This window comes from Acinetobacter psychrotolerans (assembly GCF_048552595.1).
GTDB lineage: Bacteria > Pseudomonadota > Gammaproteobacteria > Pseudomonadales > Moraxellaceae > Acinetobacter.
Genome location: NZ_JBIMDK010000004.1, coordinates 242,775 through 256,756, shown reverse-complemented (window position 1 = coordinate 256,756; position 13,982 = coordinate 242,775). Strand labels below are relative to the sequence as shown.

Below are 13,982 nucleotides of genomic sequence, written 5' to 3'. Positions count from 1 at the left end.
TTGGATCACTTGGCTCACTGGTATTACCCGCTGGATCCGTAATTGTATAGGTCACATCATGCGGACCTTCAGGTAACGGATTCACTGGCGTCAATGTACCTGTCGTTGGATCATACGTTGATGGAACTTCTACACCATCGACAATCAATGTTGGTGTTTCACCTGGTGTCACTGAACCAATCACAATCCCTGGTGTGGTGTCATCTGTTTGTGTACCACCTGGGAATGTACCTTGATCAGTACCTTGATTATCTACAAAGTCTGTTGGTGCAGTTGGTTTAGCTGGTGCTGTCGTATCTTTACCATCATCTTTATCATCATTTGCCACAATAGCAGCAATTGCACCAGCCCCCAATGCGGCACCAAGCCACGGTAAAATTGGCACAGCTCCATCGTGATATAACAAAGGCTCAACCGATTCAATCGGATTATAATTTACAACAACACCATCAGCGCCAAAGTCACCTAGCGTAAACAATTTACCTGTATCATCTTGGAAGACAATTGAATTATCTAAATTATTTTTGTCATTAAAATAGTTTTCTATGACTATTTTTTCTCCATTTTTTAGTGTAACCACCAGTGAGTTGCCATTGCGTACTAATGTTTGCACATCATCCTTAGACACATTGACCACCACAACAGAATTTTCCGTCAAATGAATATCATTCGCTGTCGTCTGCTGCAAAATGCTGTGACTTTCTTTAGCAATAATTGTTATGATTGTCATTTTATAACCTCTAATACATTGATTTTTAGAAATTTAGTTTTTATCCGCACATTTTTTAAGTTAGATGTGACAGTTAATGCTATGTTAAACAATGTGATTATTATCACACTATAATATAATTATGTATATTGTTTTATTATTTAAGTATTTTGCGTGAAATATACCAATTAAAAGTTTATTTTTTTACTCTAAATCATTATTTTTGTGCAAAATATCGATAGTATTAAATTTTTTTTAACGATATTTATCACATAATTATATTTTAATAATTTTAAAATAAATATATTTATCAATAGCTTAATTTCATTATGAAAATTGTTATTTATATATTTTTTTTTATTATTTGTTCATTTTAAATTTAAATTACCGCTAATATTCATATACTTATTAATCAGCATTTGAAAATAATTATTTTAAATTCTATAAGTAAAAAACACATCGTAAGAAAGCATTCGATGTGTTTTATCGTTTAATAAATGGTACGTGGAAAATTCATCCAAATTTTACAAAGTCGTACAATTTTTAGAAATTATTTGGGTTTTCTAAACGTTTTACTTCTTGCGCTTTTTCAGGATGATGAACAGATGTGACACCATCAGCCGATTTTTTATCGACCAAAGCTTCAGGATTATAAATCGTGATCGTTTCATGTCCTTCTGCATCTTCACCAACGATATATTTCACCCCTGTTCTATTCATCTTATTACATATGCGTTGATACCAGCCTTTGAAGCCTGTCGTCTCCTCTTTAGGATTGTAATAAAATGCATTCATTACCGCTGGCAGACCGAGTCCACAAACCACACCTGAAAGTAAAACGCTAATAAAAGTGTATCCGATCAAAATACTACTATATTCTCGTAATTCTGGCACATTCGCCACGGCAAGGATCAAAGCCAAAGAAATACCACCGCGTACTCCCCCCCAAGATAGGATTGCTAAACTACCGTTATAACTTTTTTTACGAAAAGATGGGAAAAATGCAAATGATAAAAAGTTGGCTGCAAATCGTGATAAATGTAGAGCAAAGAAGGCAAAAATACCACCGAGAATCAAACTGGTACTCAAATCTAAAATAAAAATCTCTAAACCGATTAATGTGAATAAGAATGAATTGATAATCCCTTCAACAGTATGCCAAAAATGGTTTACCTCTCGAATTTCACGATCTTGTAAAATTTCTTTCCATTTATTCCCAACTATTAAACCGCCAATCACACACGCAATTGGTGCTGAGGCATGGGCAAATAATGCGACCAAATATGAACCACATGCCAACAATGCCGTGGTCAAAATGAGTGACTCCATTTCATGCTTACCACGCATGAGACGTAAAATACCTAAACCGAATGCCCAACCAATAATCACTGCTACAACAATTTCATAGAGTAACGTTTGCAATGTTGCCGCTAAACTAAAATGCTCACCTTTCAATACATTCAACAATGTCATAAATACAGCAATACACATCGCATCATTAAATAATGATTCGCCTTCAAGTTTGACGATTAAATGGTGTGGCGCACGTACAGAACTTAAGACACCTTTAATTCCGATGGGATCTGTCGCCCCTAAAGCAGAACCTAATAGTAATAAGATTAATATCGGTACAGGATTTCCCACCAAATATTGGAAGCCAAAAACCAGTCCTGCAAAAAATGCAGCGCAAAGCAATAAAGCAATGGTAGCAAGTATGCTGATCGGTTTCCAATATACTTTTAGATCGGAAACTTTGAATTTGAGTGCTGACGAAGTCAAAATAAAACAAATAACGCCATTAACCAAGAAATCATAAAAATCAATATTTCTTACTGCTTCTTCTATATTATGAATATTGATAGATATAAATTGATTACCGTTCAGTAAACTTGCACCCCATTGCAAAATGAAAACAAAAATTGCAGAAACCAGCGGTACTCCAATCGCTTGTGGGAATCCTAAAATGCGTTTATTAAAAATTGTTGTCGCAATCGAAAGTGCAAAAACAACGGTAAACACTTGGAGAAAAAAATAATTACCCATCAGAGTCCTATTTTATTTTTAATTTAAATGAACACCAAACACTCAATCATTTCCTAAAGAAATACAAAACAAAAGACTATTCACCCAGAATAATAATTTTACAAAAAATAGTGGTAATAATGCTTATTGGTTATATTTTTTAACATAAAAGTAGATGAGTAAAATCATTCTCAATTAAAAAGAGAGCAAATCACTCTCTCAATTCACACTCAAAATAAATTTACTTAAAAGTATCACAACTATTAATGTCGCCAGTTTTCATCCCTGTATTAAACCATTGCATACGCTGTGCACTGGTACCATGCGTGAAGCTATCTGGTACGGCATATCCACGGGCTTTTTTCTGTAAATAGTCATCACCAATTTTCTGCGCTGCATCCATCGCTTCTTCTATATCGCCCTTGTCCAGAAACTGTGTACGCTGTTGCGTATGGTTTGCCCAGACACCCGCTAAACAGTCCGCTTGTAACTCTAAACGAACAGATAGTTGATTACCTTGAGCTGCATTGGCTTGTTTACGTGCCTGCTGAACTTGGGAAGAAATACCTAAAAGATTTTGAACATGATGTCCAACTTCATGCGCGATGACATAAGCCTGTGCAAAATCACCTGCTTCATCTTTTGCTGAAAGTTCAGATTGATTTTGTTCGCCTGAAATACCCATTTGCTGGCGCATGTCTTTAAAGAATTGAGTATCGATATAAACTTTTTGGTCTGCCGGACAATAAAATGGCCCCATTGCAGATTCAGCTGAACCACAACCTGACTGTATTGCTCCACTAAACATCACCAATTTTGGTGAAACATACTGAACACCTTGCTGTTTAAAAATAGGTGTCCATGTATCTTCTGTATCTGCCAAAACTGTTCCAACGAAACCAGATGCCTCTTGCTGCTCAGGTGTCAAATTGGTCGGAGCAGCACCTTGTGTCGCCCCTGCCGAAGTCACTTGTTTAGTAGCTTGATATGCTTGTTGAGGATCTACACCAAAAAATTTCCATGCGACAAAAGCGACAATTAACCCGATGATACTAATACCACCGGCTTTAGCACCACGACCACCACCACGGCGATCTTCAACATTTTCACTGACACGACGTCCTTTCCAGCGCATAGCCCTATCCTTTTTATTTTAAATTGAAAAAATTTTATGATGTTTTTCCATATTATGCAGTTGTTGATTTATTACGAATTTTATTGATCAGCCCTAAGACCAATACCACCAACAATCCTGCCACAATACCAATAATAAGGTTAATCAAAGTCGGTGTGACTGCACCAATAATATTACCTACCGTTGGAATAAGTTCAGCATGATCAACAGCTTCTTCAGTTAAATGATGTAAAGAAGAAACAGCATGCGTGATAATTCCCCCACCGACAAGAAACATCGCCACAGTCCCCACGATGGTCAGTGTTTTCATTAACTTAGGTGCAAATGCAAGTAAACCACGTCCAATCGTTTGTTTAAAACTAGATGCCTGTTGTGTTAGGTATAAGCCGAGATCGTCAATTTTTACAATCATTGCAACAAAACCATATACGCCAACGGTCATTAAAATCGCAATAACAGAAAGAACCATGACTTTCGTGCTAAACGTTGCTGCAGCAACCGTTCCAAGTGAAATCACCACAATTTCAGCCGAAAGAATAAAGTCAGTACGTACAGCACCTTTAATTTTATCTTTTTCAAATGTTTCCAGATCAGTTTCAATCTGTTCAAGTTCTTGTTGGGCTGCTTGTTCTGTTTTGGCTTTTTTATGCTGCACACTATGAATGACTTTTTCAACACCTTCATAACATAAAAATAAACCGCCTATCATCAACAAAGGTGTAATTAACCAAGGTGCAAAAAAACTGATCGCTAATGCCAATGGCACCAAAATCAATTTATTGATAAATGAACCTTTTGCCACCGCCCAAACTACTGGCAATTCACGATCTGAACGTACACCACTGACTTGTTGAGCATTTAAGGCTAAATCATCGCCTAGAACACCTGCTGTTTTTTTAGCAGCCATTTTGCTCATCACCGCAACATCATCAAGTACTGCTGCAATATCATCTAATAATATTAATAAACTGCTCGCCATTTTTTTATCCAAAATTTTAGTTATTTCACTATTTTAATGTGTAATTCTTTTTTTCTATAGAATTTTTTGTAGATATTCACATTTACTGATAAAAATAAATCCAATGTAATTTTTCACTGACATTAAAATAAATAATCTCGTACAATGTGCCCATTCATAAAACATGACTGTCTATTATAAGACGTTGGAAGCGGATAATGGCGAATCAAGATAATCGTCCTGTCATTTTGACAGGCGACCGTCCTACTGGACAACTACATTTAGGGCATTTTGTAGGTTCTTTACGTTCACGAGTGGGCTTACAAGATTCTCATCATCAACATCTTCTTCTAGCAGATGCTCAAGCACTGACGGATAACGCGGATAACTTTGAAAAAGTCCGTCGTAATATTATCGAAGTGGCTACAGATTATTTGGCTGTTGGAATTGATCCAACAAAAACGACGATTTGCGTTCAATCTTGCTTACCTGCTTTGAATGAACTCACTATGTTGTATCTTAACTTTGTCACGGTTTCACGTTTAGAACGTAACCCGACCATTAAAGCTGAGATTCAATTACGTGGTTTTGAACGTGATATTCCTGCTGGTTTCTTATGCTACCCAGTTGCTCAAGCTGCCGATATCACTGCATTTAAAGCGACTGTTGTTCCAGTTGGTGACGATCAAATTCCAATGATTGAACAAACCAATGAAATCGTTCGTCGTTTGAACCGTCAAATTGGCCAAGAAGTTTTACCTGAATGCAAAGCATTGCTTTCGAATATGAGCCGTCTACCTGGTTTCGATGGTAAAGCAAAAATGTCGAAGTCGTTAGGCAATACCATTGTGCTTGATGCTTCAGATAAAGACATTAAGAAAGCTGTGAATGCAATGTATACCGACCCGAACCATCTTCGCATTGAAGATCCAGGTCAGGTTGAAGGAAATATTGTATTTACTTATTTGGATGCATTTGATCCAAACAAAGAAGAAATTGAAGAGTTAAAAGCGCATTATCGTCGTGGCGGTTTGGGCGATGGTACAGTGAAAAAACGTCTTGAAGCAGTGTTAAAAGAATTGATTACACCAATTCGCGAGCGCCGCATGGAACTTGCTAAAGATCCTGATTATATTATGGATATTTTGAAAACAGGTACGGACAAATGCCGTATTATCACGCAAGATACTTTAGATGAGATCAAAAATGGACTTGGAGTTTTTCACTTCTAAAATGATTCAATCTTCAATAAATTAAGCTTTGAATAAACAAAAATAGCCTTTCAAATGAAAGGCTATTTTTGTTTGAAGCTGTTCACACTTTAATCACGTTTACGAGATTTAACACTTATTAACGTGAATACCAATGAACTTACAGAGATGAACATCTACAATTTACTCAAGTTATGAATTTTCCCCAAAGTTCATAACATTTCTCCTTAACCGAAACTGTGAAAACAGATTCGTTGTTATACGCAATGATCACCCCAATCGTTGCGTATTTTTTTTGTCTGTAATTCACTCTGCAAGCTTTAATATTTATAATGTAATCATTGAGTGAATAGCAAGCAATATTTTTAAGCCTTTTTAAATAAAAAAATAGTAATCAACAATTAAACTATTGATTTTTATTTCAATAAAATAAAACTGCATTGCGTGTCTATTGTAAAAACGATAAACTTTATTGATCAATTGATGATACATTTAGTCTTTCATCTAAAATGAAAAAATTTATAACAATTCTGATCACAAAAATTTTGAGTACAATAATATGTGGGAACTTTTTACGCATCCATCGAATTTACTTTTTAGCGTAAGTTTATGCTTAATGTTTCTATTGGGTATTTTAGAAGGTCTACTGTTAATTATTGGCTTAAGCTCGCAAGGTTTTCTTGACCAATTTATTCCAGATCAATTACTTGACGTAAATCATCCCAATACACATCATGCAGATGTAGATCTAGACTCAAGTAATATTTTTATACAGTTTTTAGACTGGCTTTATTTAGGTCGTGTTCCCGTTTTAGTTTGGTTGATTATTTTTCTCACCGTTTATGCCCTATTTGGCTTGATCACTCAAAATATTTATCACTATTATACAAATAGTTATTTTCCACTTTGGATCATCGCACCTGCTAGTTTCATTTTATGTATGCCTTTAGTCAGAACCAGTGCCGCTATTATTGCCAAAATTTTGCCTAAAGATGAAACGACAGCGATTCATAGTGATGAACTGATTGGTCGTACTGCCCAAATTATTTTAGGTAATGCGAAGTTAAATTATCCTGCTCAAGCCAAGGTCAGCGATCAATTTGGTCAAATGCATTACATTTTAGTAGAACCAGAAACAGATGTTGTGTTTCTGCAAGGTCAAGAGGTTGTTTTGACCCAAAAAACAAAAGTGGGCTTTCAAGCCGTTTACATTTCAATCTAAAAACTAGACAAGAGATAATAAAATGTTTGACTCAAACTTATATCAAATACTTGTATTCGCGAGCATTATTTTAATTTCATTAATTGTCATTGGTACAATTATTGCCAGACTTTATAAACGATCGAGTAAAGAAGTTTCCTTTGTCCGAACAGGATTTGGTGGAGAAAAAGTCATTTTAAATGGTGGAGCGATTGTTCTTCCTGTTTTACATGAAGTGATTCCAGTCAATATGAACACGCTACGTTTAGAAGTAAAACGTGCCGCAGACCAAGCATTAATTACCAGAGATCGTATGCGCGTTGATGTTGCCGCTGAGTTTTATGTTCGTGTAAAACCAACAGCTGAATCTATTGCAACTGCTGCCCAAACTTTGGGTAAAAAAACCATGCAACCTGATGAATTAAAATCGTTAGTCGAAGGCAAATTTGTCGATTCATTACGTTCTGTTGCTGCTGAAATGGCTATGGAAGAATTACATGAAAAGCGCGTAGACTTTGTACAAAAAGTCCAACAAGCAGTCTCTGAGGAATTGTTTAAAAATGGTCTTGAATTAGAAACTGTATCTTTGACAGGTTTAGACCAAACAGATTTTAAATTTTTCAATCCTCAAAATATTTTTGATGCTGAAGGTTTAACTAAACTTACAGAAACAATCGAAGATCGTCGTAAAAAACGTAATGGTCTTGAACAAGATGCAGACCTTGCAATCAAAACTAAAAACCTTGAAACCGAACAAGCCCGTCTTAAAATTACACGTGAAGAAGAATATTCTAAGATGGAGCAAATTCGTGAACTTTCTATTCGTCGTGCAGAACAACAAGCTGAAATTGCAACACAAGAATCGGAAAAGCAACGTGAAGCTGGCGAAGCAAAAATTGCCGCTGATCGTGAAGTGCAATTAAAACGTATTGCTGCTGACCGTGACATTGAGAATGAAAATATTCTAAAAGCTCAAGCAATTCAAAAAGCACAAGTCGAACAGAAAAAGACCATTGAATTGGCAGAGCAAGATCGTGCCATTGCCATTGCAGAGAAATCACGTGCAGAATCTGAGGCTAAAGCACTCGCTGACCAAGCTCGCGCCCAAGCGGTAAAAGCAGAAGAAGAAGTCACCACCGTTCGTGAAACCCAACGTGCAGAACGTATAAAAGCAGTTGAATTGGTTGCAGCTAAACAGGTCGCAGAGACAGATGCAATTGCAATCACAGTTGCAGCAGAAGCGTCTAAACTTGCAGCAGCAGATGATGCCGAAGCAATTCGTATTGGTGCAGAGGCTGAAGCTGAAAAAGTGCGTTTAAAAGCCAAAGGTGAGGCTGATGCAAAAATTTTGCTTGCTCAGGCTCAAGAAAAACAATACCAAGTAGATTCAGCAGGTACACGTGCTGTCAATGAAGCCAATAATATTCTGTCTACTGAACAAGTTGAAATGCAAATTCGTTTAGCTTTACTCAAATATTTACCTGAAATCATTCGTGAAAGTGTTAAGCCAATGGAAAATATTGATGATATCAAAATTCTCCAAGTCAATGGCTTGGGAGCTATTGGTTCGAGTACTGGCAGTAATGAACACGGTGAGCAAGGTCAAGTTGCGCTTTCAGATCAAGTGGTGAATAGTGCCTTACGTTACCGCTCGCAAGCTCCCCTCATAGACAGTTTAATGAGTGAGTTAGGCATTAACGGTGGCGACATCAATGGCTTAACGCAGACTTTGCATCCAAAAACAGATAAATAATTCAGCTTAATTGAAAATGGAGCCTCTATTCGTAGAGGCTTTTATGGTGAATCAATCATATCGCCATATATCTAAAGCGAAAAAAATGATGAATTTAATGAGGGTTTTATTGATAAACTTCTTTTAAAATAGTGCCTAATTTCTCAATATCCTGAAATTTCAAACTATTCTGAAACTTCCATTATTGGCACTGATTTATACTTATGACTTGGCTTATTTTTATTATTGGTGCCGTAGTTGCAGGCTTTGTACAAGGTCTAACCGGTTTCGCATTTGCACTTATTGCTATGTCTTTTTGGGTATGGATTTTACCTCCGCAGCTTGCAGCACCTATTGTTGTTTTTGCTTCATTATGGAGTCATATCATTGCCTTAGGCAAAGAACAAAAGCATCACTTGCCTTTCTCATTGGTATTACCCTATATAGTAGCAGGTTTAATCGGTGTGCCACTCGGCACTTATTTATTACATCTGATTGATGGACATACCTTTAAAATTATACTCGGGATTTTTCTAGTGCTTTGGTGCCCAATCATGTACTTCGCACCTGAGTTTTCACGTATTCAAAAGATGGGAAAATTCGCAGATAGCAGTGTTGGTTTTCTAGGTGGTATTTTAGGTGGCTTAGGCGGTTTTTGTGGTGCTGCTCCCGCTGCGTGGGTCATGCTTAAAAATCTACCGAAAGAGCAGCAACGTTATATCTTGAGGCATTTCAATTTTGCCATTCAGCTTTTTACCATCGTCATTTATCTTGCTCAAGACACGATTCAAAAGCAACATTTGCCTTATTTTGCTTTAATTATGATCAGTGTCAGTATTCCAGCAATATTAGGTGCTCAATTATTTTATAAAATTTCAGAGCAACAGTTTAAACGTATCGTACTTGGTTTATTATTTACTTCAGGCTGTTTTTTACTCAGCACCACAATTGCTTAAAACTCATCTTTATTTATAAATTCGCCACAGTAAAATAGACAATGATTGAATTTTTAATCTAAAAAATTATTCACCTACTCAACTGCACAATACTTCTACAACTAACACTATATTTCAAATAATTAAAGGTTACATCCCTATTTATAAAGTGCAATTAAGCATAGAATCTCATTACTCATTTTTTATAAATTATTGTGATGAAAACCTCGTTTTTATTAAGTATAATTCTTTTCTTAACAGGATGTGCAATTGGCACATCTAGTGAAATTAAAATAGCTGAAAAATTATTGAATCAGTTTCAATGTAATAATGTTGAAACCAGTCAATTAACCCATAGCGCAATCACAAGTTATTACGAACAGTCATTGGCGGCAAGTAAGCAAAAAGCAACGACATATATAGAAAGCTATAAATCTGGGGATGAACTTTTCGATTTACCGTTGAATGAAGTGGTTCAACAACAATATGTTGTCTACACAGAAGCCTGCCATTCACTGGGTGGTATCCAAAAAATACAACCGACTGTTGCTCTATAATTTATTAGACCTCTTGCAAAATTAATTTTGATTTACATTGAAGTTCCCTCTCCGTTAAAAGGATGAGAAACAGGGTTTCGCAAGAGGGAGAGGATTTTTTGATTCGCGTTTAAATATATTTTAAATCAACACAATAAAATATTATTTATGATCAGTGTGATAATAACGTGTATCTACACTGAATAACTCTGGGTGTTTTGGATTAATTTGTGCATAAAAATCCATAATTTCAGCCATATCTTGCTCATAATCCCCTGTCGGATAAACAATTTTACCAACGCCAGTCTTTTTCTTTTCATAATCCATATATGCCAAAGCAATTGGCACGCCTGCATTCATAGCAAGATGGTAAAAACCCGTTTTCCAATTTTCCTGTTTAGCACGAGTTCCTTCAGGAGTAACCAACATCACCAATTTAGGATGTGTCTTAAACAAATCACCCATCAATTGCACCATGCTTGGACGATCCTTACCATCTTGTTTAGGGCGACGATCAATTCCTATTCCACCCATTGCCCGTACAAAAGGACCAAATGGTAGTTTCATATAACTATCTTTAATGGTAATACGAACATTTATCCCTAAAGCTTTGAGCGCCAAGCGTGCATATAAAGCATCCCAATTACTGGTATGTGGTGCGGCAATCATGACACATTGGTCGATATTTAAATCCCAATGATTGTCAATTTCCCACCCCATTAACTCCAAACTTTGTTCAGCTAATTTTTCAAACACAAAGCGCACCGATACATAAAAAATTGGCTGAATTGTAGCAATCAAAACACAATATAAAAATGCAATTCGCCTACTAAATAGACAATTAATATATAAATGTATAAAATAATAAATATACAAATTTTGCGAATAAATATCTATTATTAAGCTAATTATGTTGATAATTTGCATATATCAACATTTGGTGCATTTAAAACATTTAATCCAATGCAATTCTTAATCATGATTATCAAAATTTATTTTATGGATGAATCTTTTAATAATTTTTTAAACTTTGAATCTTGATTATTAGATATGCAATCCACATTTTTATCGTCACATTTATACAAGCTTAAAGTTGAATAGTTTTTAATCCACAACCGTAATTACAACATCATTTATCACCATTACTAATTTTATTATTTAATTTAGTTTTTTATATTTCTTACATTATTCACATATCATGATAAATTTTCAGGCGATAAAATAAAAAATCAATTAAAAGGATCACTGGCTGAGCTACGTTATACATTTGCTCTAGAATTCATAATGAGATATCAAAGATGAAGAAAACATTACTCACAGTTTCAATTTTAGGATTGCTTCTTACCGCCTGTACAAAACCCAAAGACCAAGCTTCTGAAGATATTCAAACTCCCCCTCAAACGCAAACGACACAAAATAATGAAGCCGCAAATTTAACTGCCGACTTTGAACATCAAGCAGAAAATAGTCTAGATTGGGCAGGTACTTATAAAGGTTTATTGCCATGTGCAGATTGTTCTGGCATCGAAACTCAACTAGAACTCAAGTCTGACTATCACTACGAACTCACCGAGTTGTATCAAGGCAAAGGTGATGGTCAACAGTTCAAATCTACAGGTACTTTCGCTTTTGATTCATCAGGTTCAATCATTACACTCGATAAAAATGCTGATGGCCGTAAGTTCTTTGTAGGTGAAAATTTTATTGAAGCTCGTGATTACGAAAGTGGTGCGAAAATAGAGGGCTCTCTTGCAGAAGATTATAAGCTGACCAAAGAATAAGACATTGCACCTTATTTATTCTTAGTTCCTTATGACTCACGAATTGTTTGATTCTGATATTTTTTATTCCTATTCATTCGGTTATTACGATAATTTTAAACCAATAAAAAACCCTGCTTTCGCAGGGTTTTTATAAATCAGTCGGGAGGATTAACCACCGAACTGGTTCATTGTGTTTTTAGCATCGTCATGCGCTTTAAGTGCATTGTCACCAGAGAAGATTTCTTTGTGATCATCACCGATGTCAGAACCAGCCATTGCTTGGTGTTTAACACATGCAATCGTACCGCGGATTTCTTTACGTTGTACGCCAGCAACATAAGCAAGCATACCTTGATCGCCGAAGTAACCTTTAGCAAGCTCATGAGTAGAAAGAGCAGCTGTGTGGTAAGTCGGAAGCGTGATCAAGTGATGGAACACACCAGCTTCACGAGAAGCATCAGCTTGGAATGTACGAACTTTTTCGTCAGCATCAGCAGCTAATTCAGTTTCGTCATATTCAGCGCTCATTAATTTAGCACGGTCATAAGCAGAAACGTCTTTACCTTCAGCAACATAACGGTCATAAGACTGTTGACGGAAGTTTAAAGTCCAGTTGAATGATGGGCTGTTGTTATAAACAAGCTTAGCATTTGGAACTGTTTCTTTAACACGGTTAACCATGTGAGCGATTTCTTCAACGTTTGGAGTCGCAGTTTCGATCCAAAGAAGATCCGCACCATTTTGTAAGCTAGACACACAGTCAAGTACAACACGGTCAATTTGAGTGCCTTCACGGAACTGATATAAACCAGAAGCTAAACGCTTAGGACGGTGTAATTTACCATCACGTTTGATCAAGATTTCGTCTTCTTGAGCATCAGCAATGTCAATTTCAGTTGTGTCTAAGTAGCTGATATATTGAGAAGCGATGTCGCCTGGCTCTTTAACTACAGGGATTTTCTGAGTTAAGTCAGCGCCTTCAGAGTCAGTACGTGCAACGATGATACCTTCATCAACACCCATTTCTAAGAATGCATAACGTAATGCATGGATTTTAGAGATAAAGTCTTCATGTGGAACAGTTACTTTACCAGCTTGGTGACCACATTGCTTAGCATCAGATACTTGGTTTTCGATTTGAAGTGCACAAGCACCCGCTTCGATCATTTTTTTAGCAAGTAAATAAGTCGCTTCTTCGTTACCGAAACCAGCATCGATGTCCGCAATAATTGGCACAACGTGAGTTTGGAAACCATCGATTTGAGCAGTGATTTCAGTTGCTTTAGCAGTATCACCAGCTTCGTTTGCTTTTTTAAGCGCACGGAACAAATCGTTTAATTCTTTCGCATCAGCTTGACGAAGGAATGTATAAATTTCACCGATCAATGCAGATACTGAAGTTTTTTCGTGCATAGATTGGTCAGGAAGTGGACCGAATTCTGAACGAAGAGCAGCAACCATCCAACCAGAAAGGTAGATGTAACGCTTGTCAGTCGTACCGAAATATTTTTTATTCGCAATCATTTTTTGTTGCGCGATGAAGCCATGCCAGCAGCCTAAAGACTGTGTATATTTGCTAGAGTCAGCATCATACTCAGCCATATCACGACGCATAATAGCAGCGGTATATTTAGCAATATCTAAACCAGTTTTGAATTGGTTTTGCATTTGCATACGTGCAGCATCTTCTGGGCTAATATCGCGCCAAGTGCTACCGAATTTTGCTTTTAATTCACGGATTGCATCAATCGCTGTTTGATATTGAGTCATGATATTTCCT

General features: G+C 36.4%; 12 protein-coding genes. 6 read left to right on the top strand and 6 right to left on the bottom strand.

Going from position 1 to position 13,982, the window contains the following annotated elements:
• From ACG94X_RS05825 to ACG94X_RS05810, 4 genes are all read right to left on the bottom strand, one after another.
• A partial coding sequence (locus ACG94X_RS05825) for a BapA/Bap/LapF family prefix-like domain-containing protein (protein ID WP_419382796.1) occupies positions 1 to 730 on the bottom strand: 730 nt, incomplete at its 3' end.
• Between the two features lie 522 nt (positions 731 to 1,252).
• Positions 1,253 to 2,752, bottom strand: coding sequence for a cation:proton antiporter (locus ACG94X_RS05820; RefSeq protein ID WP_419382795.1), 1,500 nt, complete (start codon positions 2,750 to 2,752; stop codon positions 1,253 to 1,255).
• Positions 2,753 to 2,972: 220 nt separating this feature from the next.
• The gene (ypfJ, locus tag ACG94X_RS05815; protein ID WP_419382794.1) at positions 2,973 to 3,866 is read right to left on the bottom strand and encodes a KPN_02809 family neutral zinc metallopeptidase; all 894 of its coding nucleotides are present in this window, start codon (positions 3,864 to 3,866) and stop codon (positions 2,973 to 2,975) included.
• Between the two features lie 52 nt (positions 3,867 to 3,918).
• The gene (locus tag ACG94X_RS05810) at positions 3,919 to 4,845 is read right to left on the bottom strand and encodes a DUF808 domain-containing protein (RefSeq protein WP_419382793.1); all 927 of its coding nucleotides are present in this window, start codon (positions 4,843 to 4,845) and stop codon (positions 3,919 to 3,921) included.
• A 197-nt stretch (positions 4,846 to 5,042) separates the two neighbouring features.
• Here ACG94X_RS05810 and trpS point away from each other — a divergent pair, with 197 nt between their 5' ends.
• The 5 genes from trpS (at position 5,043) to ACG94X_RS05785 (ending at position 10,460) form a co-directional block, all read left to right on the top strand.
• The gene (gene trpS / locus ACG94X_RS05805) at positions 5,043 to 6,056 is read left to right on the top strand and encodes a tryptophan--tRNA ligase (RefSeq protein ID WP_419382792.1); all 1,014 of its coding nucleotides are present in this window, start codon (positions 5,043 to 5,045) and stop codon (positions 6,054 to 6,056) included.
• Between the two features lie 538 nt (positions 6,057 to 6,594).
• Positions 6,595 to 7,257, top strand: a complete 663-nt coding sequence (locus tag ACG94X_RS05800) for a YqiJ family protein (RefSeq protein WP_419382791.1) — start codon at positions 6,595 to 6,597, stop codon at positions 7,255 to 7,257.
• Positions 7,258 to 7,279: 22 nt separating this feature from the next.
• Positions 7,280 to 8,989 (top strand): flotillin family protein, encoded by a 1,710-nt coding sequence (locus ACG94X_RS05795; RefSeq protein WP_419382790.1) that lies wholly within the window; start codon positions 7,280 to 7,282, stop codon positions 8,987 to 8,989.
• Between the two features lie 203 nt (positions 8,990 to 9,192).
• Positions 9,193 to 9,924: a sulfite exporter TauE/SafE family protein gene (locus tag ACG94X_RS05790; protein WP_419382789.1), complete on the top strand. Its 732-nt coding sequence runs from the start codon at positions 9,193 to 9,195 to the stop codon at positions 9,922 to 9,924.
• Positions 9,925 to 10,121: 197 nt separating this feature from the next.
• Complete coding sequence (locus tag ACG94X_RS05785; protein WP_419382788.1) at positions 10,122 to 10,460, top strand: hypothetical protein; 339 nt, start codon at positions 10,122 to 10,124, stop codon at positions 10,458 to 10,460.
• A gap of 141 nt (positions 10,461 to 10,601) precedes the next feature.
• Here the strand turns inward: ACG94X_RS05785 and ACG94X_RS05780 are convergent, their stop codons facing one another.
• Positions 10,602 to 11,195: a 1-acyl-sn-glycerol-3-phosphate acyltransferase gene (locus ACG94X_RS05780; RefSeq protein WP_419382787.1), complete on the bottom strand. Its 594-nt coding sequence runs from the start codon at positions 11,193 to 11,195 to the stop codon at positions 10,602 to 10,604.
• Between the two features lie 542 nt (positions 11,196 to 11,737).
• Here ACG94X_RS05780 and ACG94X_RS05775 point away from each other — a divergent pair.
• Complete coding sequence (locus ACG94X_RS05775) at positions 11,738 to 12,220, top strand: copper resistance protein NlpE (protein WP_419382786.1); 483 nt, start codon at positions 11,738 to 11,740, stop codon at positions 12,218 to 12,220.
• Positions 12,221 to 12,370: 150 nt separating this feature from the next.
• Here ACG94X_RS05775 and ACG94X_RS05770 read toward each other — a convergent pair whose 3' ends face one another.
• Positions 12,371 to 13,972 carry an isocitrate lyase gene (locus tag ACG94X_RS05770; RefSeq protein ID WP_419382785.1) on the bottom strand — a complete coding sequence of 534 codons (1,602 nt, stop codon included), beginning with the start codon at positions 13,970 to 13,972 and terminating at the stop codon, positions 12,371 to 12,373.
• Between the last annotated feature and the right edge of the window lie 10 nt (positions 13,973 to 13,982).

Bases quoted from the DNA above. Each gene is read 5' to 3' on its own strand.
- trpS (WP_419382792.1), top strand. From the start codon at position 5,043: ATGGCGAATCAAGATAATCGTCCTGTCATTTTGACAGGCGACCGTCCT.
- ACG94X_RS05770 (WP_419382785.1), bottom strand. From the start codon at position 13,972: ATGACTCAATATCAAACAGCGATTGATGCAATCCGTGAATTAAAAGCA.
- ACG94X_RS05785 (WP_419382788.1), top strand. From the start codon at position 10,122: ATGAAAACCTCGTTTTTATTAAGTATAATTCTTTTCTTAACAGGATGT.
- ypfJ (WP_419382794.1), bottom strand. From the start codon at position 3,866: ATGCGCTGGAAAGGACGTCGTGTCAGTGAAAATGTTGAAGATCGCCGT.
- ACG94X_RS05800 (WP_419382791.1), top strand. From the start codon at position 6,595: ATGTGGGAACTTTTTACGCATCCATCGAATTTACTTTTTAGCGTAAGT.
- ACG94X_RS05820 (WP_419382795.1), bottom strand. From the start codon at position 2,752: ATGGGTAATTATTTTTTTCTCCAAGTGTTTACCGTTGTTTTTGCACTT.
- ACG94X_RS05795 (WP_419382790.1), top strand. From the start codon at position 7,280: ATGTTTGACTCAAACTTATATCAAATACTTGTATTCGCGAGCATTATT.
- ACG94X_RS05810 (WP_419382793.1), bottom strand. From the start codon at position 4,845: ATGGCGAGCAGTTTATTAATATTATTAGATGATATTGCAGCAGTACTT.
- ACG94X_RS05775 (WP_419382786.1), top strand. From the start codon at position 11,738: ATGAAGAAAACATTACTCACAGTTTCAATTTTAGGATTGCTTCTTACC.
- ACG94X_RS05790 (WP_419382789.1), top strand. From the start codon at position 9,193: ATGACTTGGCTTATTTTTATTATTGGTGCCGTAGTTGCAGGCTTTGTA.